Annotated in this window: 25 protein-coding genes and 1 pseudogene; 15 read left to right on the plus strand and 11 right to left on the minus strand. The window is 67.3% G+C overall.

All coding sequences use genetic code 11. The features are described 5' to 3' along the window. Nucleotides 1-15 precede the first annotated feature (15 nt). Nucleotides 16-1164: an agmatine deiminase family protein gene (locus tag ACN2C8_RS13085; RefSeq protein ID WP_419252193.1), complete on the minus strand. Its 1149-nt coding sequence runs from the start codon at nt 1162-1164 to the stop codon at nt 16-18. Nucleotides 1165-1399: 235 nt separating this feature from the next. Here ACN2C8_RS13085 and ACN2C8_RS13090 point away from each other — a divergent pair, with 235 nt between their 5' ends. Next, nucleotides 1400-2524 carry a DJ-1/PfpI family protein gene (locus ACN2C8_RS13090; RefSeq protein ID WP_419252194.1) on the plus strand — a complete coding sequence of 375 codons (1125 nt, stop codon included), beginning with the start codon at nt 1400-1402 and terminating at the stop codon, nt 2522-2524. 474 nt (nt 2525-2998) lie between these two features. Here ACN2C8_RS13090 and ACN2C8_RS13095 read toward each other — a convergent pair whose 3' ends face one another. Then, nucleotides 2999-3994, minus strand: coding sequence for a GlxA family transcriptional regulator (locus tag ACN2C8_RS13095; RefSeq protein ID WP_419252195.1), 996 nt, complete (start codon nt 3992-3994; stop codon nt 2999-3001). A 279-nt stretch (nt 3995-4273) separates the two neighbouring features. On the opposite strand from ACN2C8_RS13095, the gene ACN2C8_RS13100 reads away from it, so the two are divergent. From ACN2C8_RS13100 to ACN2C8_RS13120, 5 genes are all read left to right on the plus strand, one after another. After that, complete coding sequence (locus ACN2C8_RS13100) at nt 4274-4903, plus strand: PepSY-associated TM helix domain-containing protein (protein WP_419252196.1); 630 nt, start codon at nt 4274-4276, stop codon at nt 4901-4903. Between the two features lie 10 nt (nt 4904-4913). Then, complete coding sequence (locus ACN2C8_RS13105) at nt 4914-5441, plus strand: DUF2271 domain-containing protein (protein WP_419252197.1); 528 nt, start codon at nt 4914-4916, stop codon at nt 5439-5441. A gap of 12 nt (nt 5442-5453) precedes the next feature. After that, complete coding sequence (locus ACN2C8_RS13110; RefSeq protein ID WP_419252198.1) at nt 5454-6341, plus strand: DUF4198 domain-containing protein; 888 nt, start codon at nt 5454-5456, stop codon at nt 6339-6341. A gap of 159 nt (nt 6342-6500) precedes the next feature. Continuing rightward, nucleotides 6501-7493 (plus strand): FAD:protein FMN transferase, encoded by a 993-nt coding sequence (locus tag ACN2C8_RS13115; RefSeq protein ID WP_419252199.1) that lies wholly within the window; start codon nt 6501-6503, stop codon nt 7491-7493. Continuing rightward, nucleotides 7490-9004 carry a sulfite reductase subunit alpha gene (locus tag ACN2C8_RS13120; RefSeq protein ID WP_419252200.1) on the plus strand — a complete coding sequence of 505 codons (1515 nt, stop codon included), beginning with the start codon at nt 7490-7492 and terminating at the stop codon, nt 9002-9004. The genes ACN2C8_RS13115 and ACN2C8_RS13120 overlap by 4 nt, the downstream gene beginning before the upstream one ends. Before the next feature lie 147 nt (nt 9005-9151). Here the strand turns inward: ACN2C8_RS13120 and mobA are convergent, their stop codons facing one another. Further along, complete coding sequence (gene mobA, locus ACN2C8_RS13125) at nt 9152-9682, minus strand: molybdenum cofactor guanylyltransferase (RefSeq protein ID WP_419252201.1); 531 nt, start codon at nt 9680-9682, stop codon at nt 9152-9154. 110 nt (nt 9683-9792) lie between these two features. Here mobA and ACN2C8_RS13130 point away from each other — a divergent pair, with 110 nt between their 5' ends. Next, nucleotides 9793-10851, plus strand: coding sequence for a LacI family DNA-binding transcriptional regulator (locus ACN2C8_RS13130; RefSeq protein ID WP_419252202.1), 1059 nt, complete (start codon nt 9793-9795; stop codon nt 10849-10851). On the opposite strand, the pseudogene ACN2C8_RS13135 reads toward ACN2C8_RS13130, so the two are convergent. Then, nucleotides 10836-10916 (minus strand): annotated as a pseudogene (locus ACN2C8_RS13135) (hypothetical protein); the annotation flags it as partial. The gene ACN2C8_RS13130 and the pseudogene ACN2C8_RS13135 sit on opposite strands and share 16 nt — an antisense overlap. 209 nt (nt 10917-11125) lie before the next feature. Here ACN2C8_RS13135 and ACN2C8_RS13140 point away from each other — a divergent pair. From ACN2C8_RS13140 to xylD, 5 genes are all read left to right on the plus strand, one after another. Then, nucleotides 11126-12280, plus strand: a complete 1155-nt coding sequence (locus tag ACN2C8_RS13140) for a fumarylacetoacetate hydrolase family protein (protein ID WP_419252203.1) — start codon at nt 11126-11128, stop codon at nt 12278-12280. A 25-nt stretch (nt 12281-12305) separates the two neighbouring features. Beyond that, the gene (locus tag ACN2C8_RS13145; RefSeq protein ID WP_419252204.1) at nt 12306-13742 is read left to right on the plus strand and encodes an aldehyde dehydrogenase family protein; all 1437 of its coding nucleotides are present in this window, start codon (nt 12306-12308) and stop codon (nt 13740-13742) included. A 5-nt stretch (nt 13743-13747) separates the two neighbouring features. Next, the gene (gene xylB, locus ACN2C8_RS13150; RefSeq protein ID WP_419252205.1) at nt 13748-14497 is read left to right on the plus strand and encodes a D-xylose 1-dehydrogenase; all 750 of its coding nucleotides are present in this window, start codon (nt 13748-13750) and stop codon (nt 14495-14497) included. 135 nt (nt 14498-14632) lie between these two features. Continuing rightward, nucleotides 14633-15511, plus strand: a complete 879-nt coding sequence (locus tag ACN2C8_RS13155) for an SMP-30/gluconolactonase/LRE family protein (RefSeq protein ID WP_419252206.1) — start codon at nt 14633-14635, stop codon at nt 15509-15511. Next, nucleotides 15462-17276, plus strand: a complete 1815-nt coding sequence (xylD, locus tag ACN2C8_RS13160) for a xylonate dehydratase XylD (RefSeq protein ID WP_419252207.1) — start codon at nt 15462-15464, stop codon at nt 17274-17276. The genes ACN2C8_RS13155 and xylD overlap by 50 nt, the downstream gene beginning before the upstream one ends. 90 nt (nt 17277-17366) lie before the next feature. Here xylD and ACN2C8_RS13165 read toward each other — a convergent pair whose 3' ends face one another. Together ACN2C8_RS13165 and ACN2C8_RS13170 are read right to left on the minus strand one after the other, a co-directional pair. Next, nucleotides 17367-18011 (minus strand): hypothetical protein, encoded by a 645-nt coding sequence (locus tag ACN2C8_RS13165; protein WP_419252208.1) that lies wholly within the window; start codon nt 18009-18011, stop codon nt 17367-17369. A gap of 31 nt (nt 18012-18042) precedes the next feature. Beyond that, nucleotides 18043-18450: a DUF1330 domain-containing protein gene (locus tag ACN2C8_RS13170; protein ID WP_419252209.1), complete on the minus strand. Its 408-nt coding sequence runs from the start codon at nt 18448-18450 to the stop codon at nt 18043-18045. 199 nt (nt 18451-18649) lie between these two features. Between ACN2C8_RS13170 and ACN2C8_RS13175 the strand changes: the two genes are divergently transcribed. After that, nucleotides 18650-19222 carry a hypothetical protein gene (locus ACN2C8_RS13175; protein ID WP_419252210.1) on the plus strand — a complete coding sequence of 191 codons (573 nt, stop codon included), beginning with the start codon at nt 18650-18652 and terminating at the stop codon, nt 19220-19222. Nucleotides 19223-19374: 152 nt separating this feature from the next. Next, complete coding sequence (locus ACN2C8_RS13180) at nt 19375-19917, plus strand: lipocalin family protein (RefSeq protein ID WP_419252211.1); 543 nt, start codon at nt 19375-19377, stop codon at nt 19915-19917. A 55-nt stretch (nt 19918-19972) separates the two neighbouring features. Here ACN2C8_RS13180 and ACN2C8_RS13185 read toward each other — a convergent pair whose 3' ends face one another. Then, nucleotides 19973-21037: an alpha/beta fold hydrolase gene (locus ACN2C8_RS13185; RefSeq protein WP_419252212.1), complete on the minus strand. Its 1065-nt coding sequence runs from the start codon at nt 21035-21037 to the stop codon at nt 19973-19975. 198 nt (nt 21038-21235) lie between these two features. Between ACN2C8_RS13185 and yghU the strand changes: the two genes are divergently transcribed. Then, on the plus strand, nt 21236-22111 hold the full coding sequence (yghU, locus tag ACN2C8_RS13190) for a glutathione-dependent disulfide-bond oxidoreductase (RefSeq protein WP_419252213.1): 876 nt from the start codon (nt 21236-21238) through the stop codon (nt 22109-22111). 18 nt (nt 22112-22129) lie between these two features. Here the strand turns inward: yghU and ACN2C8_RS13195 are convergent, their stop codons facing one another. The 4 genes from ACN2C8_RS13195 to ACN2C8_RS13210 form a co-directional block, all read right to left on the minus strand. Further along, a complete protein-coding gene (locus tag ACN2C8_RS13195) occupies nt 22130-23098 on the minus strand; it encodes a magnesium and cobalt transport protein CorA (RefSeq protein WP_419252214.1) in 969 nt (322 codons plus the stop codon). Between the two features lie 75 nt (nt 23099-23173). Further along, nucleotides 23174-25375 (minus strand): TonB-dependent receptor domain-containing protein, encoded by a 2202-nt coding sequence (locus ACN2C8_RS13200; protein WP_419252215.1) that lies wholly within the window; start codon nt 25373-25375, stop codon nt 23174-23176. 185 nt (nt 25376-25560) lie between these two features. After that, on the minus strand, nt 25561-25956 hold the full coding sequence (locus tag ACN2C8_RS13205) for a type II toxin-antitoxin system VapC family toxin (protein WP_419252216.1): 396 nt from the start codon (nt 25954-25956) through the stop codon (nt 25561-25563). Further along, nucleotides 25953-26201 carry a type II toxin-antitoxin system Phd/YefM family antitoxin gene (locus ACN2C8_RS13210; protein WP_419252217.1) on the minus strand — a complete coding sequence of 83 codons (249 nt, stop codon included), beginning with the start codon at nt 26199-26201 and terminating at the stop codon, nt 25953-25955. The genes ACN2C8_RS13205 and ACN2C8_RS13210 overlap by 4 nt, the downstream gene beginning before the upstream one ends. Nucleotides 26202-26343 lie beyond the last annotated feature (142 nt).

Raw genomic sequence — 26343 nt, forward strand, 5'->3', positions numbered from 1 at the left:
AGCCAGCCCAGAACGTCACACCTTGGGTTGTTCATGGGTGGCACAGTGGATGCCGCCGCCCACTTCGCCAACCGCATCAGTATTCAGCAAGACAATTTCGCGGCCGGGGTAAAGGCCGGCCAAAATTTCTGCCGCTTCGGCATCCGCCGACTTGTCGCCGAATTCGGCCGCGATCACCGCGCCGTTGCAGACATAGTAGTTGACGTAGGAGGCCACGAAATCAGGGCTGTCCACGCGGGTGTCATGGGGTTCGGGCAGAACCACCAGGTCGAGGCTGCGCCCTTCGGCGTCGGTGGCATTGGCCAGAATGTCATGGGTTTCAAAGGCGGACACCGACCAGGGGTCTGCGGGATCAACCTCGTTTCCCATCTGGATCAGCACTTGGCCGGGTTTCACAAAGCGGGCCAGCGCGTCGATGTGGTAATCGGTGATATCCGCGCCCTTGATGCCGGGGGCCCAGATCATCTTTCTCGCCCCCAGGGTGTCCAAGAGCATCGCTTCGACCTCGGCCTTGGAGCCATTGTTGCGGTTGCGGTTCACCCAGCTGCTTTCATGCGCGATCAGCGTGCCGTGGCCATCGGTTTCCACTCCGCCCGCTTCGCCCACCAGACCCGCATCGAACACCGGCAGGCCCAGCCGTTCGGCCACTTCCGCGGCGATCTTTCCATCGTTGGCGTGGGTCTGCTTACCCCCCCAGCCGTTGAAGTTGAACTGCGTCAGCGCGAGCCCGCCCTTGCCATCGACGACAAACGAAGGCCCGGAATCGCGCGCCCAAAGGTCATCAGTGGGAACGTCCCACAACTCGACCGCGCCCGACACCAGCTTCCTGATCGCCTTGTGATGCTCGGCCGCCGCCAGCATCACCACGGGTTCAAACTCGGCAATCGTCGAGGCGATATCGGCAATGGTGGCCTGCAGGTCGAACAGGAAATCAGCGTCAGGGTGAACCTTGGGACTGAGCGGCCATTGCATGAAGGTGCGCTCATGTGGGTCGGTTTCCTCGGGATACCAAAAGCCCGACGCCCCGGCACCCGCGGCAAAGGCCCTGCGCGGCAACAGTGAAAGCCCACCGACAGCGCCGGCAGAGCGGAACAACGAACGGCGTGTCATCACTTTGAAAACCTTAGAGGCTGACCCGAAATGACGTTGGCTGATTTCAGTCACCTGTGATTCTGGATCACGGTGACAGTGTACCTAATTCCGCTTCGGCTTGCGCTCCCGCTTGGCGGGACTGAGCGAGCGGCCTGACCGGCGCTCCGTCAATGAGTGCACTGTCACCGTAATCCTGTCGCCGCATTCCACATGGCGGGATGTGCGGTGTTTATAACATTTCCGCCGCATTGCGGCGCTTATAGTGTGGTGTCATCCCGGACCGGCCGGGTTCCTTGGAGATGACGCCATGCGACGCCCCCGACTTTCCTCTCGCGTCCTGGCGGTCGTCGCCGCCGTTTCGACCCTCGCGGTGTGGCCTGGCGCCACGTCCAGCCAAGCCCAGACCCCGCCGGCCGTCATGACGGCAAGGTCGCCCACGGCCCTCACCCTTCAGACCCCGAAGGCTGGCCGCACGCGGCCGCTGGTGGTGGTCCTGGGCCACAATGGCGGGGCCGAGACGACCGACTTTGTGATCCCCTACGGCATCCTCAAAGACGCAGACGTGGCCGATGTCCTGAGCGTGTCAACGGACCCCGGCCCAGTCCATCTCATGATGTCGATGACCATCCTGGCAGACGCCACGATCACCCAGTTCGACAGGCGTCATCCCGAAGGCGCGGATCTGATCATCGTCCCTTACATTCCCGACCGGAAGAACGCCGTGGTGACGGCCTGGTTGAAAGACCAGTACGCCAAGGGCGCGACGGTCATGTCGATCTGCGGCGGCGCGGCCAACGTCGCGGAGACGGGTCTGTTTGATGGGCGGAAAGCCACGACCCACTGGAGCGGGTTCGGCGGCCTCAAGCGTCGGCATCCCACGGTGCAGTGGACCAAGGACCGGCGCTATCTCCAGGACGGCCGCCTGATCTCGACGGCCGGCGTGTCGGCCTCGATCCCGGCCTCTTTGGCGCTCGTTGAAGGCATCGCCGGGCGGCAAGCCGCGGAGGCGCAGGCGGCCCGACTGGGGGTGAAGTCATGGGGAGGCAAACATCGCACCAGCGACTTCCTGCCCACGGCTTCGGACGTCGCGCAGGGCCTGGCCAATGTCCTGATCTTCTGGAGACACGAGACGGTCGAGGTGCCGGCGAGGGAGGGCTACGACGAGATCGCCCTGGCGCTTCAATCGGACGCTTGGGGCCGTACCTACAAGACCAAGGTCGTGATCACCGGACCCGCCAACACCACCCTGCGCTCTCGCCGGGGACTGCTGCTGCTGCCGGACGCAGAGCCAAAGGAAGGCGCCTTCGTCGTGCCGGCCCACATGGGCGGCGGCGGGGCTCAACTCGATCAGACGCTTCTGGATATGGACCAGCGCTACGGTCGGCGCACAACGCGCCTGGCGACCAAGACGCTCGAATATCCACGGCCGTAGGCGTGGCTATTCGCGGCGGCGGCGGTCCCCAGCTCCGGCAACCGCACGCTCGGCATCGCCCTCACGGCGATGGTGGGCCTGGCCTGCGCGCCCATCCCCCGCGTTCAGGCATTTTGCCGGGCTACCCGCCCCGACGGCACGATCGGGCGGGCGCAGAAGGCGCCGGACACCGTCCTGAGCCGCGGGGTCATCGGGCGTTTCGACACCAATGTCCGCGACCTTGCCCGGATTTCGTGGCGAAAGAACCGTCCGACGCCCTGAGGGCTGGCGAGACTGACTCTTTTGAGTCGCGGCAAGACAGCAATCAGCGGACACGCCGCCGACAGCGTTTTGCCTGAGATAGAAGGGCGTACACTTTCGAATCCTCGACGGCTTCTGCTCCACCGAACAGACCATACCGAACATGCCGGAAGTGATGCTTTCGCACGCATTCCACCCAGCGGTGGCCAAGGGGTCGGCAAAGCCAGCCAAACCCTAGCCGAGCGCCCCGACCATGCGATTGGACGGTCTGCCGAACCGAATTCGATAGTCCTTCGGCGTCGCGCCGAGCCGCTTCTGGAACGCCCGTTGCAGGGCGTCGATGCTGCCAAACCCAGACCTTTCAGCGACCCGGTCCAAGGTCCAGTCCGACGCCTCCAGTAGCGCCTTGGCGCGGTCGACCCGCGCCATCTCCACGAAGGCGACTGGGGTCACCCCCGTCTCCTTCAGGAAGACACGGGACAAGGTGCGCTCTGACATTCCCGCCCGCGCGGCGAGCTGGGCGAGGCTCAGGTCGCCGCCAGGATTGGCGCTGATATCGGAGATCAACTTCCGCAGGCGTGGGTTCGCGGTCGCTTGGACGTTCAGGCCCGCGCTGAACTGGGTCTGCCCGCCCGCCCGCCGCATGAACAGCACAAGATTGCGGGCGATGGCCAACGCCAGTTCAGGGCCATGGTCGGCTTCCACTAGGGCGAGGCAAAGGTCGATACCGGCCGTCACGCCCGCCGATGTATAGAAGGGCGGATCCGCCACGAAAATCGCGTCTGGCTCAAGTCGGACAGCAGGCCGGAAAGTGCGCAGCTGGTCGCAGTAGCCCCAGTGGGTTGTCGCCCTGCGGCCGTCCAAAAGACCCGCCGCGGCAAGCAGGAAAGCACCCGAGCAGACACTTCCGATCCGGCGGGTGGAAACCACCATGTCCCGAAGCCAGGGAAGCAGTTCGCTATGCTCCAGCGCCCGCAACTGCGCCTCGTCACTGCCGCCCACCAGGATCGTATCGAGGTCGGCCGGAAGGTCCGCCAGGGCAACCGACCCCGCCAGACGCAGTCCCGAGTTGCAGACGATATCGCCACCCTCAAGGCAAGCCAGGATGACCGTATAGACAGTCGCCCCGCCGAGGGTGTTGGCCATGGAAAACACTTCCAAAGGCCCGACCAGATCGAGCGATTGGACGCCGTCATAACCAATGAGCGCGATGGTTCGATGTCGGGCCATGGCGAGATTTGCCGAAATTCTTAATAATCGCCATTCGTACGGCTTGAAGTTGACTGTGTAAACGTCGCCATTCCGTGATGAGACGAAACAACAAGCCAGGGTCGCCGGGGGGCTGACCGCCCTCCCCCTGCGCGATTCCGGTGATGGTGTAGACCAGCCCGGACCACCCATCCCCTGATCTTGGGGCTCGGCCCCTGCCGACGCAAATGGGTGCTTGATATTGCAAGTCGTTCTCAAGTATGGACAGGAACCGTTCCCGCCCAAGGTTTCCGTCGCCTCGTGTCGTCCGCCACCGCCCAGCATCGCCGCTCGTTCTGGCTCAAGCAGTTGCACCAGTGGCACTGGATCAGCGCGGCCCTGAGCCTGATCGGCATGCTGCTGTTCTCGATCACCGGCATCACGCTGAACCATGCCGGCCAGATCGAGGCCGAACCCGTCGTGGTCAGCCGCAAGGCCACCCTGCCGGCCGACCTGATCGCCGACCTGGCCAAGGGTCCGGTCGAGGGCAAGCGCCCCCTGCCCCTGAAGCTGCAGCACTGGCTGGACAAGGCCGTCGGGACCGACATCGCCGGGCGCGAGGCCGAGTGGTCCGACGCCGAGGTCTATGTCGCCCTGGCCCGCCCAGGCGGCGACGCCTGGCTGTCGATCGACCGGCAGACCGGCGCCGTCGAGCACGAAAAGACCACGCGCGGCGCGGTGTCCTTGCTCAACGACCTGCACAAGGGCCGCAACACCGGCAAGGCCTGGGCCTGGTTCATCGACATCTTCGCCGCCGCCACGATCGTGTTCACGGTCACTGGCCTGATCCTGCTGCAGTTCCACGCCCGGGCCCGGCCCCTGACCTGGCCGCTGGTCGCCGCCGGCCTGGCCGCCCCCGTCATCCTCGTCATTGTCTTTGTCCACCTCTGAGGTGAAATCCGTGAAGCGTTCTGTCTTTCTCCTGACCTTCGCCGGCGCCGCCGTGGCCGCCCCGGCCATGGCCGCCCCGGCCATGGCCGCCGATCTCAGCGTCGCCGTCGAGATCCCCCGCCTGTCGGTGGCCGAGTACCACAAGCCCTATGTGGCCATCTGGATCGAGAACCCCGACGCCACCGCCGCCGGCACCCTGGCCGTCTGGTACGATCCGGACTCCAAGGAAGACCACGGCACCAAGTGGCTCAAGGACATGCGCCAGTGGTGGCGCAAGGCCGGCCGCGAGATGAAGTTCCCCGCCGACGGCGTCAGCGGCGCGACCCGCGCCCCCGGCCCGCAAAAGGTGGTGTTCAGTGGCGCCAAGGGCGCGCTGAAAAACCTCAAGCCCGGCCAGTACAATCTGGTGGTCGAAGCCGCCCGCGAAGTCGGCGGCCATGAAGCCGTCCGCGTGCCCTTCGTCTGGGGCCAGCCCGGCAAGCCCGCTTCGGCCAAGGGCGCGGCCGAGCTCGGCGCCGTCACCGTCGTCGTCAAGTAAGCGAGAAACCCGATGTCCCTGAAGACCCGTCTCTTCGCCGTCGCCGCAGCCGGCCTCGCCCTGACCCTGCCGATGTCGGCCAGCGCCCACCGCGGCTGGCTGCTGCCCTCGTTCACCGTGCTGTCGGGCGACGGCTCCTGGGTGACGGTCGACGCGGCCATCTCCAATGAGCTGTTCTATCCCGACCACCGCCCGATGCGCGTGGACGGCGTGGTCGTCACCGCGCCCGACGGCACGATCTCGAAGCTGCAGAACGCCTCGACCGGCCAGTATCGCTCGACCTTCGACGTGCAGCTGAACCAGGCCGGCACCTGGAAGATCGGCTCGGCCGCCAACACCGTCACCGCCAGCTGGACCGAGAACGGCGAGATCAAGCGCTTCCGGGGCTCGGCCGACGAGTTCGCCAAGGCCGTTCCCGCGAACGCCGCCGACCTGAAGACCATCAAGGGCAGCAACCGCAACGAGACCTATGTGACGCGCGACAAGCCGACCACCGAGGTCTTCAAGCCCACCGGCAAGGGCCTGGAACTGGCCCCGGTGACCCACCCGACCGATATCGTCGCCACCGAGCCGGCGACCTTCAAGTTCCTGCTCGACGGCAAGCCGGCCGCTGGTCTTGAGGTGACCTTCGTGCCCGGCGGCGCGCGCTGGCGGGCCACGCCTGGGGAAATCAAGGTCAAGGCAGGCGCCGATGGCGCGGTGACCTTCACCCTGCCGGAGGCCGGCATGTACTGGGTCAACGCCACGGCGCGCGGCGGCGAGAGCGGCGGTCGCGGTCCCGGCGGCGGCATGGGCGGCGCGCCTGGCGCGGCCCCCGCCGCTCCGGCGCCCGTGACGGCCCTGGCCGGCGACGGCTTCTCGGCCAGCTACACCGCCGTGGTCGAAGCCCAGCGACCCTGAGAACAGCTCCCTTCCCCCTTTGATGGGGGAAGGGTTGGGGATGGGGGTGACAGCGCCGCAGGATGTGGCGCGACCTTCGTGAAACCGGCCAGCGCCTTCACCCCCATCCCTGCCCTTCCCCCATCAAAGGGGGAAGGATCGAGATCGAGCCTGACACCCATGACCCGCGTCCTCGTCCCCCTCCTCACCGAGCCTCCCGCCCGCCCGCTCGGCGGCGTGACGCATGCGCTCGCGGGTCAGACCATGGGCACGACCTGGTCGGTGAAGCTGATCGCCCAGCCGGCCGCTGACGTTCCGGGCCTGACCGCCATGGTCCAGCGCGCCCTGGACGCCGTGGTGGCGCAGATGAGCCCGTGGGAGCCGCTTTCGGACCTGTCGCGCTACAACCGCAGCGCCGCCGGAAGCTGGACGCTCTTGCCCGCCGACATGGCCACCGTGGTGCGCCGCGCCATCGCCGTCGCCGAGGCCACCCACGGCGCCTTTGACCCAACCCTGGGCGCCCTGACCGACCTCTGGGGCTTTGGCCCCCACCCCTTCCCGGGTGAGCCACCGCCGCGCGAAGCGACCCTGGCCGCCATGGAAGCCAGCGGCTGGAAACGCCTGACGCTGGACGGCGACGCGCTGTTCCAGCCGGGGTCCCTGCGCCTCGACCTGAACGGCATCGCCAAGGGCTTTGGCGCCGACCAGGCCGCGCAGGCCCTGGAGCGGGCCGGCGTGAAGAGCTACCTCGTCGAGGTCGGCGGCGAGCTGCGCGGAACTGGGGCCAGGCCCGACGGCCAACCCTGGTGGGTCGAGCTTGAACGGCCACCGACCGCTAATGACGCACCGCAAACCGTGGTGGCCCTGCATGGCCTGTCTGTGGCCACCTCGGGCGACTATCGCCGCTTCTTCGACCATGACGGCCGCCGCTACGCTCACACCCTCGACCCAGCCTCCGGCGCGCCCGGCGACCATGGCGTGGTCAGCGTCACAGTGCTGGCAAGGACCTGCATGGACGCCGACGCCTGGGCCACGGCGCTCACGGTCATGGGACCAGACGCGGCTCTGGCCTTCGCCACCGCGCACGATCTTCCCGCCCTGATCGTCAGTCGCGCGGCTAAAGGCCTGGAAGAGCGCCTGTCACCGGCCCTGCTGGCCATGCTCGACGCATGATCGATTTCGCCGCCCTGGATCCTGAGACCCGGCGCCACCTCGCCGCCGCCGGCGTCGCCCTGGCCTGGGTGGCCTTCTCCGCCCTGATCGCCGCCCGCCATGCCCTGCGCCGCCGCGCCGGGCGTCGCGAGGCCGCCGCCCTGGCGACAGGCTCGGGCGAGCCTGTGCTGGTCGCCTATGCCAGCCAAACCGGGTTCGCCGAGGAACTGGCCCGCGCCACTGCCACGGCCCTGACCGCCGGCGGCGCGCCGGTGAACTTGCGCGACCTCTCGACCGTCACCGCCGCCGACCTGGCCAGCGCCGGCCGCGCCCTGTTCGTGGTCAGCACCACCGGCGAGGGCGACGCCCCCGACCCGGGCCGGGCCTTCATCCGCGACGTCATGGCAGCGGAGCCCGACCTCTCGGCCCTGCGCTATGGCGTGCTGGCCCTGGGCGACAGCGAATACAGCCAGTTCTGCGCCTTTGGCCGGGCGCTGGACGCCTGGCTGGCCCATTGCGGCGCCGCGCCGCTGCTGGACCGGGTCGAGGTCGACAACGGCGACGAGGCCGCCCTGCGTCACTGGCAGGCCCATCTGGGCGTCCTGACCGGCCACACCGACGCGCCCGACTGGAGCCGTCCGGCCTATTGCCAGTGGCGGCTGGCCCAGCGCCGCCTGCTCAATCCCGGCAGTCCGGGCGGGCAGGCCTGGCACATTCGGCTGGAGCCGCAGGACGGCGTTCTGGACTGGTCGGCCGGCGACATCGTCGAGATCGGTCCGCGCAATGACCCAGCCGAGGTCGCCGCCCTGATCGCCCGCCTGGGCCTGCCGGTTTCGATGACCCAGGCGCTCGCCGGCCGTCGCCTGCCGCACGACATCGAGCCCCTGATCGGCCTGACCGGCGAGGCGGTGCTGGAACACCTGACCGACCTGCCGCACCGCGAATATTCCATCGCCTCCCTTCCGGCCGACGGCGGGATCGAGCTGATCGTGCGCCTGATGCCCCGCGCCGACGGCAAGCCGGGCCTGGGCTCGGGCTGGCTGTGCCGCTTCGCCGAAGAGGGCGCGGCGATCGATGCCCGCGTCAGGGTCAATCGCAGCTTCCATGCGCCCGACACCGACGCGCCGATGATCCTGATCGGCGCGGGCACGGGCCTGGCCGGACTGCGCGCCCACCTCAAGGCCCGCGCTGCCGCAGGGCGTGGCCGCAACTGGCTGCTGTTTGGCGAGCGCACGGCGGCGCATGACGCTCTGCACGGCGACGAACTGTCGGCCTGGGTCTCGACCGGCGTGCTGGAACGCCTCGACCTGGCCTTCTCCCGCGACCAGTCCCAACGGGTCTATGTGCAGCACCGTCTGCGCGAAGCGGCCGAGGCCGTACGAGCGTGGGTGGCGGACGGCGCGTCGATCATGGTCTGCGGCGCGCTGGAGGGCATGTCGCGCGAGGTCCACGCGGCGCTGGGCGATATACTGGGCGCCGAAGAGCTGGAGCGGCTGACGGACGCCGGGCGGTATCGGCGGGATGTGTATTGAGGCGGCAACCGCTGAACGCCGCAAGTTATCTTGTCATCCCGGAAGCCTCGCAGAGGCTATCCGGGACCCAGGGGCCGGCGTACTGCGGTCGCCCCTGGGTCCAGGCTCTCCGCTTCGCTGCGGCCGCGATGACAAGTGAATTCTGAACTACGGCCTCAGCAACGCCGCCCGCTCCGCTGGCGTATTCGCCCCTCGCAACCGCGCCTCGGCCTCGGCCTGCAGCGCCACGGTGAAAAGCCCCGCCCGCTCGACCAGTCGCCGCAGCGGCCAGCCGGCCTCGGCGCCTGCGGGCAGGGCGGAAAAGGTCAGGACCATCGGCAGCGGCAACCCCTCGAACGCCGCGCCCGGCGCATCGGCGGCCATCAGCGGCGCTAGGTCTTCCACCGTCACGGTCGGCGCGTCCACCGCCAGGATAAGCGCCCGCTCCAGGCCCAGCGCCCGCAGCGCCTCCACACCCGCCAGCACACCGCCGACCGGCCCCGCGCCGGGCTCCGGATCAGAAACCCAGGGCAAGCCGAGGTCCGCCCCGACCGTCAGCACCGCAGTAGCCCCGACCGTGCGCGCCAGCTCAGCCACCCGATCCACCGCCCGCGCGCCGTCCCAGTCCAGCGCGGCCTTGTCGCGGCCCATGCGGCGCGAGCCGCCGCCTGTGAGGATAAGAGCGCCGAAGGGTGTCATCCGCGTTTCCTACATCCGTCGCGCACGGGGTGAGAAGGCCCCGCCATCCCCCGGCTTCCACTGACGCTCCGAACCGGTCTAGTCTCCGCGCCCAAAGGGACGGGTCAACCATGAGCTTACCGCCGGAACGCCAGAGGCGTCGCACCACGCAGAGCGCGACGATCCGCGATGTCGCGGCGCGCGCCGGCGTCTCGCCCATGACCGTGTCGCGGGTGATCAACCGCGAGACCACCGTCAAGGAAGAGACCCGGGCCCTGGTCGAAAAGGCGATCACCGACCTCAACTACGCCCCCAATCCTGCGGCGCGCAGCCTGGCCGGCTCGGCTCCGTTCCGCATCGGCCTGCTGTATGACAACCCCTCGACCGGCTATCTGTCGGAGTTCCTGGTCGGGGCGCTGGACGAGAGCAGCCGCACCGGTGCCCAGGTGGTCATCGAAAAGTGCGCCGAGCCCGAACTGGCCGGGGCTACCCTGACCCGCCTGCTGCGCACCGGGGTCGACGGCCTGATCCTGCCGCCGCCGCTGTGCGAGTCGCCCCAGGTGCTGGCCGAGGTGAAGGCCTCCGGCGCCGCCGCCGTCGGCGTGGCCCCGGGCATGACCAGCCCCGACATGGCCACCATCCGCATCGACAACGAGGCCGCCGCCTACGAGCTGACCCAGCATCTGCTGGCCCTGGGCCACAAGCGCTTCGGCTTCATCAAGGGCCACCCCAACCAGACGGTCAGCCAGCAGCGCCTGGACGGCTTCATGATCGCGCTGAAGGCGGCCGGGATCCCGCAGGAAAACGTGCGGGTCGAGCAGGGCTATTTCACCTACCGCTCAGGCCTGGAGGCGGCCGAACGGCTGCTGGCCAGCGATATTCGCCCCACCGCGATCTTCGCCTGCAATGACGACATGGCCGCCGCCGCCGCGGGCCTGGCCCATCGCCTCGGGCTGGACGTGCCGGGCGATGTCTCGATCGTTGGCTTCGACGACACCTCGATCGCCGCCAATATCTGGCCGCCCCTGACCACCGTCCACCAGCCGATCGCCGCCATGGCCCGCGCGGCCGTCGATCTGGTGCTGGAAGAGATCCGCCGCAAGCGCGACGGGACGGGCGAGCCCCGGCAGCTGATGCATCCGCACACCCTGATCGTGCGGGATTCCTGCGGTCCGGCGCCGAAGGGATAAATCCCTCTCCCAGAGAGAGAGGGAGGGGCCCGCCGCGCAGCGGTGGGAGGGTGAGGGGTTACGCCGCCAGCGGATGCTCCACCCTGTCCTGTCCGGAAAGACCCTAACCCCTCACCCTCCCACGCAAGCGTGGGCCCCTCCCTCTCCCTCTGGGAGAGGGCCATATCCCGCTTGCCGCCCCCACATGTTAGCGCTAACAAGTGCGCAGGCACGAACGAGCGCGGCCGCCCAAGGTGGGGCGAGGTCCAGACGCTCGAGACGGGGAGACGACGCCGTGGGCGTGACGCAATTCCTTCCGGAAGACTGGCAAGACGCGACCCTGCTGGGCCGCATCGACTTCGGCGACGGCCCGACCCCCGTGCTGGTGCGCGGCGGACGCATCGAAGACATGTCGAAGATCGCCCCCACCGTCGCCGACCTGATGAACGCCTACGCGCCCGGCGCGGCGATCCCGCGCGGGGAGGATCGCGGACCTCTGGAAGAGCTGGATATCCGCCCTGTCTGGGCCGACGCCTCGGGTGAAGCGGCCGCCAAGCTGCTGGCCCCCGTCGATCTGCAATGCCTGAAGGCCGCCGGCGTCACCTTCGCCGTCTCGACCCTGGAGCGGGTGATCGAGGAACGGGCCCGGGGCGACGCCGCCGAGGCCCTGAAGATCCGCGAGCAGCTGTCCGACAGCATGGGCGGCGACCTGCGCAGCGTCGATCCGGGCTCGGAGGGCGCCGAGCGCCTGAAGCAGACCCTGATCAAGGACGGCCTGTGGTCGCAGTATCTGGAAGTGGCCATCGGCCCCGACGCCGAGATCTTCACCAAGGGCCCCACCCTGTCGTCGATGGGCTGGGGCGACCAGGTCGGCGTGCGCTCCGACAGCCACTGGAACAATCCCGAGCCGGAAGTCGTGCTGCTGTGCGACGGCGCAGGCCAGATCCGCGGCGCGGCTCTGGGCAACGACGTCAATCTGCGCGACTTCGAGGGCCGCTCGGCCCTGCTGCTCTCCAAGGCCAAGGACAACAACGCCTCGTGCGCCATCGGCCCCTTCGTGCGGCTGTTCGACGACGGCTTCTCGCTGGACGACGTGCGCTCGGCCGAGGTCGAGCTGAAGATCACTGGCCGCGACAATTTCGTGCTGGATGGCCATTCCAATATGAGCCTGATCAGCCGCGACCCCGCCGTTCTGGCCGGTCAGGCGTTCGGCAAGCAGCACCAGTATCCCGACGGCTTTGCTTTGTTCCTGGGCACCATGTTCGCTCCGATCCAGGACCGCGACACGGCCGGCCAGGGCTTTACCCACAAGGTCGGCGACCGGGTCCGGGTTTCGACCCCCAAGTTGGGCGTCCTCGAAAACGAGGTGACCACCTGCGACCAAGCCAAGCCCTGGACGTTCGGAATATCTGCCCTGATCCGCAATCTGGCCGGCCGCGGCCTGCTCTAACTTTGTTTTTCGAGGACCTCGTCCCATGACCGACACCCTGCGCCATTACATCGGCGGCGAACGCGTCGCCTCCGACGCCCCGACCCAGAGCCTGAACCCGTCGAACACCAACGACGTCGTGGCCAATGTGCCCAACGGCGGCTCGGCCGAGGTCGACGCCGCCGTCGACGCGGCCAAAACGGCATTCCCAAGCTGGTCGGAAAGCTCGCCGGAAGTCCGCTCGGACCTGCTGGACAAGGTCGGCTCGACCATCATCGCCCGCAGCGCCGACATCGGCCGGCTGCTGGCCCGCGAAGAGGGCAAGACGGTTCCGGAAGGCGTGGGCGAGACCGTCCGCGCCGGCCGCATCTTCAAGTATTTCGCCGGCGAGGCTCTGCGCCGCCACGGCCAGAACCTAGAAAGCACCCGTCCGGGCGTCGAGATCCAGACCTATCGCCAGGCCGTCGGCGTGTTCGGTCTCGTGACCCCCTGGAACTTCCCGATCGCCATCCCGGCCTGGAAGGCGGCTCCGGCCCTGGCCTTCGGCAACACCGTGGTGATCAAGCCCGCCGGCCCGACCCCGGCCACAGCCTCGGTGCTGGCCGACATCATGCAGGAATGCGGCGCGCCCGCCGGCGTGTTCAACATGCTGTTTGGTCGCGGGTCGATGGGCGACGCCCTGGTCAAGCACAAGGACGTGGACGGCGTCTCGTTCACCGGCTCGCAGGGCGTCGGCGCCCAGGTCGCGGCCGCCGCTGTGGCCCGCCAGGCACGCGTGCAGCTGGAGATGGGCGGCAAGAACCCGCTGATCGTACTGGACGACGCCGACCTGGAACGCGCCGTCGCCATCGCCCTGGACGGCTCGTTCTTCGCCACCGGCCAGCGCTGCACCGCCAGCTCGCGCCTGATCGTCACCGACGGGATTCACGACAGGTTCGTAGCGCTGCTGGCCGAGAAGATCGCCGCCCTTCGGGTCGGTGACGCCCTCGACCCCAACACCCAGATCGGTCCGGCTGTCTCCGAAGACCAGATGGAAACCTCATACCGCTATATCAACATCGCCACCGGCGAAGGCGGCCGCATCGTCACCGGCGGCCAGCGCCTACAGCTGGAAAATCCCGGCTGGTACGTGCAGCCGACCCTGATCGCCGACACCGATCGCAACATGCGGATCAACAACGAGGAAGTCTTCGGCCCCGTCGCCTCGACCATCCGGGTCAAGGACTATGAGGAAGCCCTGGAGGTCGCCAACGGCGTGGAGTTTGGCCTGTCGGCCGGCATCGCCACCACCTCGCTGAAATATGCCCGCCACTTCCAGCGCCACGCCAAGGCCGGCATGACCATGGTCAACCTGGCCACGGCCGGCGTCGACTATCACGTGCCGTTCGGCGGTTCGAAAAGCTCCAGCTACGGGGCCCGCGAACAGGGCTTCGCGGCGGTCGAGTTCTTCACCCAGACCAAAACCTCGTACTCGTGGTCGTAAGCCGCATGTCCTCTGCCATCTATCCCAGCCTGAAGGGCAAGCGCGTCGTGATCACCGGCGGCGGCTCGGGCATCGGGGCCGGCCTGACCGCCGGCTTCGTGCGCCAGGGCGCCGAGGTGGTCTTCCTCGATATCGTCGATGCAGACTCCATGGCCCTGGTCGACGCGCTGACGCCGAACGCGGCCATCGCGCCGGTCTACAGGCACTGCGACCTGATGGACCTCGACAGCCTGAAGGCCGTGCTGGCCGAGATCGGCGACATCGACGTGCTGGTCAACAACGCCGGCAATGACGACCGCCACAAGCTGGCCGACATCACCCCGGCCTATTGGAACAACCGCATCGGCGTCAATCTGCGCCACATGCTGTTCGCGGCCCAGGCGGTCGCGCCCGGCATGGCCAGGCGCGGCGGCGGGGCGATCATCAATTTCGGCTCGATCAGCTGGCACCTGGGTCTGGAGGATCTGGTGCTCTACGAAACCGCCAAGGCCGGCATCGAGGGCATGACCCGGGCCCTGGCCCGCGAACTGGGTCCCGACGACATCCGCGTCACCTGCGTGGTGCCCGGCAACGTCAAGACCAAGCGCCAGGAGAAGTGGTACACGCCCGAAGGCGAGGCCGAGATCGTCAAGGCCCAGTGCCTGAAGGGCCGCCTGGTCCCCGACCACGTGGCCTCGCTGGTGCTGTTCCTGGCGTCGGATGACGCCAGCCTGTGTACGGGTCACGAGTACTGGATCGACGCCGGCTGGCGGTAACTAGGGATTGCCCCCTTCCCCCTTGATGGGGGAAGGGTTGGGGATGGGGGTGCTGCTGCGGTTCCGCCGGCAAGCTCCCTATCACCCCCACCCAACCCTCCCCCATCGAGGGGGAGGGCTAAGGAGATTACGCGCATGCCAACCCCCACCTGCGTCTGGGACCTGAAAGCCACCCTCGGCGAGGGCCCGATCTGGCATCGCAACGCCCTGTGGTTCGTCGACATCAAGGGCCACGCCGTCCACCGCTACGATCCCATCAGCGGCGAGCAGCAGAGCTTTCCCGCCCCCGAGCAGGTGACCTTTGTCGCGCCCATCGCCGGCGAAGACGGCTTCATCGCCGGGCTGAAGAGCGGCCTGCACAGCTTTGATCCCGCGACCGGCGACTTCGCCTTCCTGGGCGAGATCGAGCCGCCGGAACTGGACAACCGCCCCAACGATTCCACCATCGACCCCGAGGGCCGGCTGTGGTTCGGCACCATGCATGACGGCGAGGACGCCGCCAGCGGCGCCCTATATCGCCTGACCGCCGCCGGCGAGACGGTCAAGCAGGACGACGGCGTCTGTATCACCAACGGCCCGTGCGTCAGCCCTGACGGCAAGATCTTCTATCACACCGATACCCTGGCCAAGACGATCTGGGCCTATGACATCGACGCCGACGGCGACCTGACGAACAAGCGCGTCTTCGCCCAGGTCGAGATTGCGGATGCCTGGCCCGACGGCTCGGTGGTCGACTCGCAAGGTTATGTCTGGACGGCCCTCTGGGGCGGCTTCGGCGTGCTGCGGTTCTCGCCGGAAGGCCAGATCGTCGACAAGATCGCCCTGCCCGTCCCCAACATCACCAAGCCGTGCTTTGGCGGACCCAACCTGAAAACCCTCTATTTCACCACCGCCCGCAAGGGCCTGAGCGACGAGATCCTCGCCGCCCATCCCGAGGCCGGCGGCCTGTTCGCCGTCGATGTCGATGTCGCCGGCCAGCCCCAGTACGAGGTGCGCCTTGACCGCCCCGAATAGAACACCCCGCCGGTTCCGCTCGCGAGACTGGTTCGACAATCCCGACCACATCGACATGACCGCCCTCTATCTGGAGCGGTTCATGAACTACGGGATCACGCCCGAGGAACTGCGCAGCGGCAAGCCGATCATCGGCATCGCCCAGACCGGCAGCGACATCTCGCCGTGCAACCGCATCCACCTGGACCTGGTCACGCGGATCCGAGACGGCATCCGCGACGCCGGCGGGATTCCGATGGAGTTCCCGGTCCATCCGATCTTCGAGAACTGCCGTCGCCCGACCGCGGCGCTGGATCGGAACCTGTCTTATCTGGGTCTGGTCGAGACCCTGCACGGCTATCCGATCGACGCGGTGGTCCTGACCACCGGCTGCGACAAGACCACGCCGGCCGGCATCATGGCCGCGACCACGGTCAATATCCCGGCCATCGTGCTGTCGGGCGGCCCGATGCTGGATGGCTGGCACGACGGCGAGCTGGTCGGTTCGGGCACGGTGATCTGGCGCTCGCGCCGCAAGCTGGCGGCCGGCGAGATCGACGAGGCCGAGTTCATCCAGCGGGCCGCCGACAGCGCCCCCTCGGCCGGTCACTGCAACACCATGGGCACGGCCTCGACCATGAACGCCGTGGCCGAAGCCCTGGGCCTGTCCCTGACCGGCTGCGCGGCCATTCCGGCCCCCTATCGCGAGCGCGGCCAGATGGCCTATCGCACCGGCCAGCGGATCGTCGACCTGGCCTATGAAGACATTAAGCCCAAGGACATCCTGACCCAGAAGGCGTTCGAAAACGCCATCGCTCTGGTGGCGGCGGCCGGTGGCTCCACCAACGCCCAGCCCCACATCGTGGCCATGGCGCGCCACGCCGGGCTGGAGATCACCGCCGACGACTGGCGCGCGGCCTATGACATCCCGCTGATCGTCAACATGCAGCCGGCCGGCAAGTATCTGGGCGAGCGCTTCCATCGGGCCGGCGGCGCGCCGGCGGTGCTGTGGGAGCTGCTGCAGAACGGCCGCCTGCACGGCGACGTGCTGACCGTGACCGGCAAGACCATGGCGGAAAACCTGGAAGGTCGCGAGACTAAGGACCGCGAGGTCATCTTCCCCTATGCCCAGCCGCTGGCGCAGAAGGCCGGCTTCCTGGTGCTGAAGGGCAACCTGTTCGATTTCGCGATCATGAAGTCCAGCGTCATCGGCCCCGACTTCCGCGCCCGCTACCTGTCCAAGCCCGGTCAGGAAGACATCTTCGAGGCCCGCGCCATCGTGTTCGACGGGTCGGGCGACTATACCGCGCGGATCAACGACCCGGCCCTGAACATCGACGAGCACTGCATCCTGGTGATCCGGGGCGCCGGTCCGATCGGCTGGCCCGGCTCGGCGGAAGTCGTCAACATGCAGCCGCCGGACGCCCTGCTGAAACGCGGCATCCAGAGCCTGCCCACCCTGGGCGACGGGCGCCAGTCCGGCACCGCCGACAGCCCCTCGATCCTCAACGCCTCGCCCGAAAGCGCCATCGGCGGCGGACTGTCATGGCTGCGCACCGGCGACACCATCCGCATCGACCTCAACACCGGCCGCTGCGACGCCCTGGTGGACGAGGCGGTGATCGCCGAACGCCGCAAGGAAGGCCTGCCGCCCGTGCCGGAAACCATGACCCCCTGGCAGGAAATCTACCGCGCCCATACCGGCCAGCTGGAGACCGGCGGGGTGCTGGAATTCGCGGTCAAGTACCAGGATCTGGCCAGCAAGCTGCCCCGGCACAACCACTGAGTCCTGCCTCCGCTCCGCCGGGCAAAGGCTCGGTAGAGCGGAGAGTCAGGCCGGACGCCGCAGGCCGGTGGCGACATCAGCCGGTCTGGCTCAACCCGCCGACGCCGACAGCAGCAACCCCACCTGGGTCAGGGCGGCCAGCAGGGCCAGGATCAGCCCAACCCACAGCCGGGGCCCCGCCAGGGTCATGATCATCGGCCGGGTTGGGAAGTTGAAGGTCTGGGGCATGGCCGCGTGCTTGAAGGCGTGGGCCCCGGCAAAGCGCGGATCACAGACCAGCTGGGCCAGGTCCCGTCGGCTGCGATAGCGGACATAGCCCATCATGGACCACTTGGGGCAGTCCTCGATCCCCCAGGTGTCGACCAGCCCCCCAACCTGGCGCGCAGCGAGGGCTGGATGACCGCCCCGCCGGAACAGGGCCGGCAGGAACATGCGGGTATAGCCTTCCATCACCTGACGGGCGGGCTTCAGCGCGCCGGTCGCCGGATCGGCCACCGGTCCGTCGGCCATGCGGATGACGTTGAGCATGAAGAACTCGCGCCCGTCGTCCTCGGCCAGGAAACGCTCGAGGGTCGGCAGTTCGTCGGCCCCGCCCCGACCGATGCTGGCGGCTTTCATCCGGCCGATCAGGTCGGTGACTTCGGCCGCCGACAGCGGGCCGCTCCAGTTCACATACCAGGCCAGGAACAGGGAATAGAGACCAAGGGCGACGCCCCAGACCCAGAAACTCGACATCTTGCAGACCCTCCCATAAGCCCCGCAGGCTTCAGCCCATCACGGTTTCGATCAGCACCTGGCCATCCAGGCCGGCGTCACGATGGACGTGGATCTCGGCATAGCCCGGCGAGCTGAGGATCTCGGCCATGGCCTTGAAGGACGGGTACATCATCACCGCCACCGAATCCCACGGCCCCTCGACCTCGCCGATCAGCAGGCCGCGCACCTGGGCGCTGAACACCAGCTTGCCGCCCGCTTCGGCGATCATCTTGCTGACGGCCCGGCCATAGAGGGCATAGGCCTCAGCGCCGCTCAGCGTGGTCTCGCGCCCGTCGGGATAGACGGCGCGATCGCGGAATTTCAGCAGGTTGAGCATGTAGATCGGCTTGCCGTCGTCCCGCTGAAACGCGGCGAGCTGCTGGGCCGAAGTCGGGCCGTGGGCATTGGTGACCTGCATCGGAAAGCTCCGGGAACCGCCGCCCGGACCGTTCCGGGCGCATAATATGGCAATGAGCATGCCATTTGTTTGCAGGCCCTGTCACCCCCGAAACCTGACCGCGCGCCCTGCCCGGAACGAGCGGGTTCACGGCCCTGACGGAATCATGCTGCGACTGGCGTCCAGCCGTTCCGCTTCAAGAGACGGCGGGGGACGGCCATTGGAAATCAAGGAATACTTTCTCGGCCTTCTGGCCATCATCACCGGCCTGGCGATCAGCGACATGGTCGTGAGCGTTCACGCCCTGCTGCGGCGGTTTGGCCGCACGCGCTGGGACTGGCTGCCCATGACGGCCGCCAGCCTGGTCTTTGTGGTGATCGTCCGGAGCTGGTGGATCGCCTGGTACACCGATTGGACCAACACGCCGCTGTGGCAGTTCCTGCTGATCCTGATCCAGCTGATCTGCATGTTCCTGGCGGCCAAAGCCGTCCTGCCGGACGAGGGTGAAGCCCTCGACCTGGACATGATGGATCACTACCGATCCTCGAACCGTTATGTCTGGAGCGCCCTGATCGGCATGATCATCGCCTTTGCGGCGGCGGGCATCCTCAACAGGCTGGGAAGCGCAGAGCGCCTGATCCAGTGGTTCTTCGATTGGGGATGGGAGCTTCCCCTCTACTGCCTGCCCCTGATTGCGCTCATCGTCGTGCAACGCATGATCGTTCATCGCGTCATCGTGCCCACGCTTCTGATCCTGTGGCTGGTTTTGAACGGCGGGGTCATCATGCAATGACGCTTCGCCGCCTCGAGTAGCTGAACCACCATCCGGTTGGGGGCGGAACGCTCCAAGCGCTGTCGCGGCGGCTTGGGTCGACGCCCCCTCCCCCGCCAAGCATCCGCAGAGCGCATCAAACCGTAGCTCGAACTCAAAGACGGAGTTCCCCCATGCGCGCCCTGCTGATCGCTTCGAGCCTGCTCTTCCTCGCGGGGTGCGCCTCGACGGGCGCGTCCACCAGCGTCCTGAAACCGGCCACGACGATTGACGCGGCGCGGTTCTACACCGGCACATGGTACGAGATCGGACGACGGCCCATGTCGCTCACCGATGGCTGCGTGGCAGGCGGCACCACCTATACGCCGCGCGGCGGCGACAAGGTCACGGTGCTGGACTTCTGTCGTGCCGGATCGCCGACGGGCAAGTTGAAGACCATCGGCGGCCCGGCGCACATTGCCGATCCGGGAACCAACGCCAAGCTGCACGTCAGCTATCGCGTCTTCGGCCTTTTCCGGATCCCGCGTGACTACTGGGTTCTGGAGCGGGCGGACGACTACAGCTGGTTCATCTCGGCCGATCCGCGCTTCCACGATCTGTGGATCTACACGCGCGACCCTCAACCGACCCCGGCCCAGATCGCCAAGCTGGTCGAACGCGCCAAGGCGCTGGGCTACGACACCCGGCTGCTGGAATTCCCCGCGACAGGATCATAGTCGGCGCCGGAGACGATCCTAAGCGGCACGCCCCGCCTGAGCCGGGCCTGCGCCCTCAGCCGCCCTTGCCGATCCGCGGCAGCACCTTGGTCTTCAGGATCTCCAGCTGTGCCGCCGCCATGGCCGGATTGGGATCGTGGCCGGTGCGCGGCAGCAGCACGAAGGCCTTGTCGGGGGCCTGCAGCGTGTCGAACCAGGCGCGGGCGACCTCAGGGGTCGAGATCAGGTCCTGCTCGCCCAGGATGACATAGACGGGCAGGGCGAATTTGGGGCCCAGGGCGTAGAGGTCGGTCTTCGAATACATCCCCTGGCCCTTCATGCCGACGAACTCGATGTAGGAATAGTCCTCGCCGCCCTCGTAGTCGGCCAGGGCCTTGGGCGTCTCATAGGCGGGGGCGCGAGCCATCCATTGCGCCGGCGCCGGATCGGTACGGGCGGCCTCGTACTTGCGGGTGATGCGACGGATGATCCCGAAGTTGCGCGGATTGGTCCAGGGCGGCGGACCCACGGTCTCGAGCTTGCCGATCGCGTCCTGGTCACCGCCGGCGCGGGCCAGTTCCAGGGTTCGGTCATAGCTGGCCTTCAGGTTGTCGGCGGAACGGGCCAGGTGCGAGGAGCCGACATAGGCATGAAACAGGTCCGGCCGCGCCTTGGCCATGTGCGTGCCCAGGATCGAACTCCACGACCCACCCATCAGGATCAGCTTCTGCTTGCCCAGGCGCTGGCTGACATAGGCCGCCACCTCGATCCCGTCGTCGCGCAGGCGCTCCACCGTCAGGGACTCGCCCTCGGCGGGCGGGCTCTGGCCGAAGGTCATGCCCGCGCCGCGCTGGTCCCACTGGGCGATGACGAAGTCCTTCTCCCACGCCTGGAAATAGGGATTGGCATAGGGGGTCATCGGATTGCCCGGCCCGCCGTGCGCCATCAGGATCACCGGCCTGGAGCGGTCCTCGCCATGGATCGTGACCCACTGCTCGATCCCGCCGATGCGCACGAAGCCTTCCTCGTGGATGGCCTTGACCGGCGCGGCGACCGCCGGCCTGTCGGGGGCTTGGGCGGTGGCGAGGCCCGGCGCGCAGGTCAGGATCAGCGCGGCCATCAGGCCCGAAAACTTCGACATCCATCCACCCCACAGAAACGCGCACCGGTCGTGATCGACTCGCCGCTTTCCCGAAACTCGCCCAGCGGCTTGGATACCCTAGGGAAACGTCGATCGGCGATCAAATACCGCCACCTGCACTGGCGCAGTCACGCACGACCCGCCACATTGGTCCATGCCAGAAGCGCCCAAGCGCTCGAACGTCACCAGGAGCCTGCCATGACCGACGCCCCCGCCTATGTGCCGCCCAAGGTCTGGACCTGGAACAGGGAGAACGGCGGCAAGTTCGCGTCGATCAACCGACCGATCGCCGGTCCCACCCATGACAAGCCCCTGCAGGTCGGCAAGCATCCGCTGCAGCTGTACTCCCTGGGCACGCCCAACGGGGTCAAGGTGACGATCCTGCTGGAAGAGCTGCTGGCCCTGGGCCATGCGGGCGCCGAGTATGACGCCTGGCTGATCAATATCGGCGACGGCGACCAGTTTGGCAGCGACTTTGTAGCGGCCAATCCCAATTCCAAGATCCCGGCCCTGGTCGACCACAGCGGCTCCAAGCCGATCCGGATCTTCGAGTCCGGCGCCATCATGATGCATCTGGCCGAAAAGTTCGGGGCCTTCCTGCCGACCGAGCCGGCGGCGCGGGCCGAGTGCCTGTCGTGGCTGTTCTGGCAGATGGGCAGCGCGCCGTTCCTGGGCGGCGGCTTTGGCCACTTCTACGCCTATGCGCCCTACAAGATGGAATATCCGATCGACCGCTACGCCATGGAGGTGAAGCGCCAGATGGATGTGCTGGACCGTCGCCTGGGCGAGACCGCCTTTGTCGCCGGCGACGAGTACACCATCGCCGACATGGCCATCTGGCCCTGGTACGGCGGCATGGCCAAGGGCCTGCTGTACGAGGCCGGCGAGTTCCTGTCGGTGCAGGACTACAAGAACGTCATCCGCTGGACCGACGCCATCGGCGCACGCCCCGCCGTCAAGCGCGGCCGCATGGTCAACCGCGTGTTCGGCGAGCCCTCCAGCCAGCTGCGCGAACGGCATGAAGCCAGCGACTTCGACACCAAGACCCAGGACAAGCTCGACGCGGCCAAGTGATCCTGGCCCGGCGGATCGTCAGAGCCAGCGGGTCTTCTTGAACCGCCAGTACAGGAACAGGCAGACCCCGACGATCACGCCCAGCACCATCGGATAGCCGAAGGTCCAGGTGAGTTCGGGCATGTGCTCGAAGTTCATCCCGTAGATGCCGGCGATGGCGGTGGGCACGGCCAGCATGGCGGCCCAGGCCGCCAGCTGCCGGGTGATCACGCCCTGGCGTTGCTGTTCCAGCAGCGAGCTGACCTCGAACACCGAGGTCAGCACGTCGCGCAGCCCCTCGACCAGCGAAGCGACCCGCGCGATGTGATCGCGGACATCGCGGAAATAGGGTTTCACCTCGGCGTCGATGCACGGCATGTCATGGTGCTCCAGTTCGCTGGCCACCTGCTCCATCGGCCCCAGCAGCTTGCGAAACCGCATCAGCTCGCGGCGCAGGGCGAAGATGCGCGCCACCTCGGAACGGCTCAGGAAGTTGTCCAGCGCCCGCCGTTCCATCTCGGCCATCTCGTCATCGATGGCGTCAACGATCGGCAGATAGCCGTCGACAATGAAGTCCAGCACCGCATGCAGCACATAGTCGCCGCCGTGGCCCAGCAGGCGGGGCGTGGCCTCCAGATGCTCGCGCAGATCGGTGTGGGCCCGGGCCGAGCCGTGGCGCACCGTGATCAGGTGGCGGGGTCCCACGAAGATGTCGGTCTCGCCGTACTCGATGCGCCCCTCGATCAGCTGGGCGGTCTTGGCCACCACGAACAGCTGGTCGCCGTACAGATCGACCTTGGGCATCTGCCGGGCGTGCAGCGCATCCTCGACCGCCAGGGGGTGCAGGCCAAAGCGGTCCTGCAGCACCGTCAGCTCGGCCTTGGTCGGCTCCAGCAGACCGATCCAGACGAACTCGCCCTCACGCGGAACAAGAGCGTCCGGCGTGTCGAGGTCCAGCGTGCGGGACCGTTTCCCGTCCACATAGGCGATGGCCGCAACGACGCTCATGGACGCTCCCGATCCCGTTTGAGGGTCGCGCTATGACATGAAACCACCCGGCGTCACAGCCGGCCGGCGGGGATTTCAGTTGCCGACCTGGGCGCCGCTGAAGTCGAAGCCCGGCTCGCGCTGCTTGCCGCCGCCGAACAGATAAGTGAAGCCCACAAACACCGCCCGCACCCTTGGCTGGCGACTTGTGGTGTCGCGCAGGGTCGGGGTGTCGATGATCACCGTGTCCTCGATGGTGTTGAGCACATCCTGGCCCGTGACCACGAAGGACAGCTTGTCATTGATCTTCCGGCGATAGCCCAGATTGAGCATCCTGAACGGCTCGCGATAACCCTGCGGGGTCAGGCGACGGCCCGAGCTGATGGCGTTGAGCTGCAGGAAATCCTTCGGCGTGACCTGCCAGTTCAGATTGGCGCGGCCCGAGACCATGGTGTCCTCGCGCGTGCCCGAAAAGCCCAGATTGGCGGCGGCGATCTCGTTGCGGAAGATGTTGCTGCTGACGCTGTAGGTCAGGGTCGGGGTCAGGCGGCCATTGGCGGCCAGCTCCAGGCCGGTGCTGTTGTTCTTGCCAAGATTTTGCTTGGTCGTCAGCAGCACGCCGCCGCCCAGATCGGTGACCACATCGGTGACGCTCTGGGTGTTTCCACGGTGATACAGGGTGGCCAGATAGGAGGTCTGGCCCTTGCGATACTGCCAGCCCAGCTCGAAGGCGTCGGTCTGTTGCGGCTTCAGGTCGGGATTGCCGGCCCGGTAGTTGTAGGGGTCCTGATAGACCGGATAAGGATTGAGATCCTGGGCCTGGGGCCGCTGGATGCGGCGGCTATAATTGGCGCTCAGCGTGTTGTTTTCATTGAGGGTATGGCTCAGGAACAGGCTGGGATAGATCTTGAAATCGTCATTGCTGTTCTTCTGGGCCGAGGTCAGCTGATTGGTGTCGATCTTGACCTGCTCGGCCCGCAGACCGCCCTGCACGGTGAAATCTCCGAACGGCCTCTCATAGGTGACATAGGCTGCGAAGACGTCCTGATCGTACAGAAAGCGGTTGGTGCGCGCGGTGTCGACGACCAGGGCGCCGGGCGCCGGGCCGACGGCGCGGCGGTTGTCATAGTCGTTTTCGCCGACCTCCAGATCGACGCCGGCCTTCAGCTTCACATCACCCGGCAGCGGTTTGACATAGTCGACCTTGAGATTGGCGCGGGTCTGGTCGATGCCGAAACCAAAGGTCTCATAGCTGTCGACGCCCGGACTGTTGCGGGTCACGCCCTGGCCGGCGCGGGAGAAGCTGGTGACCTCATATTCGGCATGGGCGGTCAGTTCGTGGCCGGCGCCCGTCAGCTGCCGCCGCCAGTCAGCGCTGACCGCGCCGTTGTCACGGTTCATCTCGCCTTGGGTCAGCCGCTCATAGCTGCGCGAGACCGCGCCGGCGGCGTTGCGGGCGGCATAGAGCTCCCGGCTATCGCTATCCATGGCCATGCCGCGGTAGCGCACTTCGGCGCTGAGGCGGTTTTGCTTGTCGAGATCATAGTCCAGCCCGCCGCGCAGGTTCAGGCTGTCGCTCTCGTTCTGGGAGTCCAGATCCTGGGTGCTGGGCAGAAACCGGCCACTGGTCTGATCAAGGATGCCGCGGTCGGTCTCGGAGACGAACTGCTGAATGTCGCGGCGATAGCCGGCGTCGCCCGACAGGGTCAGCTTGCCCGCACGGCGGGTCGCGCTGATGCCGCCATTATAGCGCTCGCCCGAGCCGACATTGGCCCGCACCGAACCGTTTACGCCCGGCTTCTGGGTCTTCTTGGTGATCAGGTTGATGATCCCGGCCGAGCCGTCGGGACGGAAGGCGGCCGAGGGATTGGTCATCACCTCGACCCGGTCGATCTGGTCGGCCGGCAGCGACTGCAGGGCGTCGGCCTTGCCGTCGCCGTTGAACTGGCCCGAGGGCTTGCCATCGATCAGGATGGTGACGTTGGGATCACCGCGCAGGCTGACATTGCCCTGCACGTCGACCTCGACCGAGGGGACGTTGCGCAGAGCGTCGGCGATCGAGCCGGTGCGGGCCGACAGGTCGTTGGCGACGCTGTAGCTGCGGCGGTCGATCGAGGTGCGCATGGCGGTAGAATCGCTGGTCACCACCACGCCCTCGACAGCAGTCGGGGCGGACTTGTCCACAGGCTTGGCGGCGGCGGGCGCCTGTGCGGGAGGCGTCTGGGCGAGGATCGTCTGGGCCATGGCCAGGCCAGGCAGGACCATCGCGGTCGCCACGAACAGAAGTTTCAGACGCATGGACGCTCCCGGGGACTGAGCCCCGAGCGAGATAGCCCGACGCTTCAGCACTACAACTGTAAATAGTTGCGACCTGTTTCGCTGTAGACCGCGCCGCGACACCGGAATCAACTGTCTTTTCGGCAATGTTGCGCTTGGACAGGGAGTGCGGTTCTGGGGCAACGGTCACGGACGCCAGGCCCCGGTCAGACCTGGATGATCCGCGCATTGTAGGAAGCCACCACCGCGTCGTGTGTCACCAGCACAAGGGCGTCGGTGAGACCCTGGGCCACCAGCAGGCGGTCAAAGGGATCGGCGTGGATGCGCGGCAGGGTTTCGACCGCCACCGCCTGCTCGGGCGTGATCTGGATCAGCGAATAGCCCGACGCGCTGAACAGCAGCTGGGCCTCCTGCGCGGAGATCGGCATCGCGCCAGCCCCCTCGCGCCCCAGTCCGTGCTTGATGGCGATCTCCCACAAGGTCACGGCGCTGATACAAACCTCGTTGGCGGGATCCAGGATCAGCGCACGCGCCGGCTCGGTCAGGCGCGGGTCGTCGGTCAGGGTCCAGAGCGCGATATGCGTGTCGAGCAGCAGCCTCAATCCCGCGGCTCCAGGAAGAGGGCCGCCACCTCGGCGTCCTGGGCCTGGGTATCGGCCGGCGCGACGAACAGACCCTTGGCGATGCCGATCCGCACGGGTGTGCGGCCAGCCGACAGCATGGGCACCAAGCGCGCCGCAGGTCGGCCGTTGCGCGCGATCACCACCTCGTCGGTCTCACCGCTCTCGACGGCTTCAACCAACCTTGAAAGTTGCGACTTGGCGTCGTGCATGTTGACTGTACGCATGGCCGGACTCGCTGTTAGCTAAGCCTAGCTAGCACAGATCGAACCCGGCATAAAGACGGCCAAAGTTGCGACCCTGTCTCGCCGCTTGCGCGCTGATACCGGTAACACTAAGGTCGCCTCCAACGAGCGCTTCATCAAGGAC

It is taken from the genome of Caulobacter sp. ErkDOM-C (assembly GCF_048541825.1).
Taxonomy (GTDB): domain Bacteria; phylum Pseudomonadota; class Alphaproteobacteria; order Caulobacterales; family Caulobacteraceae; genus Caulobacter.

What these genes read in the sequence shown, in the direction of transcription:
- ACN2C8_RS13195 (WP_419252214.1), bottom strand. Translation starts at nt 23,098, where the DNA reads ATGAGCGTCGTTGCGGCCATCGCCTATGTGGACGGGAAACGGTCCCGC.
- ACN2C8_RS13165 (WP_419252208.1), bottom strand. Translation starts at nt 18,011, where the DNA reads ATGTCGAGTTTCTGGGTCTGGGGCGTCGCCCTTGGTCTCTATTCCCTG.
- ACN2C8_RS13095 (WP_419252195.1), bottom strand. Translation starts at nt 3,994, where the DNA reads ATGGCCCGACATCGAACCATCGCGCTCATTGGTTATGACGGCGTCCAA.
- ACN2C8_RS13185 (WP_419252212.1), bottom strand. Translation starts at nt 21,037, where the DNA reads ATGTCGAAGTTTTCGGGCCTGATGGCCGCGCTGATCCTGACCTGCGCG.
- ACN2C8_RS13130 (WP_419252202.1), top strand. Translation starts at nt 9,793, where the DNA reads ATGAGCTTACCGCCGGAACGCCAGAGGCGTCGCACCACGCAGAGCGCG.
- ACN2C8_RS13170 (WP_419252209.1), bottom strand. Translation starts at nt 18,450, where the DNA reads ATGCAGGTCACCAATGCCCACGGCCCGACTTCGGCCCAGCAGCTCGCC.
- ACN2C8_RS13120 (WP_419252200.1), top strand. Translation starts at nt 7,490, where the DNA reads ATGATCGATTTCGCCGCCCTGGATCCTGAGACCCGGCGCCACCTCGCC.
- xylD (WP_419252207.1), top strand. Translation starts at nt 15,462, where the DNA reads ATGTCGCCGGCCAGCCCCAGTACGAGGTGCGCCTTGACCGCCCCGAAT.
- ACN2C8_RS13210 (WP_419252217.1), bottom strand. Translation starts at nt 26,201, where the DNA reads ATGCGTACAGTCAACATGCACGACGCCAAGTCGCAACTTTCAAGGTTG.
- xylB (WP_419252205.1), top strand. Translation starts at nt 13,748, where the DNA reads ATGTCCTCTGCCATCTATCCCAGCCTGAAGGGCAAGCGCGTCGTGATC.
- ACN2C8_RS13145 (WP_419252204.1), top strand. Translation starts at nt 12,306, where the DNA reads ATGACCGACACCCTGCGCCATTACATCGGCGGCGAACGCGTCGCCTCC.
- ACN2C8_RS13155 (WP_419252206.1), top strand. Translation starts at nt 14,633, where the DNA reads ATGCCAACCCCCACCTGCGTCTGGGACCTGAAAGCCACCCTCGGCGAG.
- mobA (WP_419252201.1), bottom strand. Translation starts at nt 9,682, where the DNA reads ATGACACCCTTCGGCGCTCTTATCCTCACAGGCGGCGGCTCGCGCCGC.
- ACN2C8_RS13200 (WP_419252215.1), bottom strand. Translation starts at nt 25,375, where the DNA reads ATGCGTCTGAAACTTCTGTTCGTGGCGACCGCGATGGTCCTGCCTGGC.
- ACN2C8_RS13180 (WP_419252211.1), top strand. Translation starts at nt 19,375, where the DNA reads ATGCGCGCCCTGCTGATCGCTTCGAGCCTGCTCTTCCTCGCGGGGTGC.
- ACN2C8_RS13115 (WP_419252199.1), top strand. Translation starts at nt 6,501, where the DNA reads ATGACCCGCGTCCTCGTCCCCCTCCTCACCGAGCCTCCCGCCCGCCCG.
- ACN2C8_RS13110 (WP_419252198.1), top strand. Translation starts at nt 5,454, where the DNA reads ATGTCCCTGAAGACCCGTCTCTTCGCCGTCGCCGCAGCCGGCCTCGCC.
- yghU (WP_419252213.1), top strand. Translation starts at nt 21,236, where the DNA reads ATGACCGACGCCCCCGCCTATGTGCCGCCCAAGGTCTGGACCTGGAAC.
- ACN2C8_RS13090 (WP_419252194.1), top strand. Translation starts at nt 1,400, where the DNA reads ATGCGACGCCCCCGACTTTCCTCTCGCGTCCTGGCGGTCGTCGCCGCC.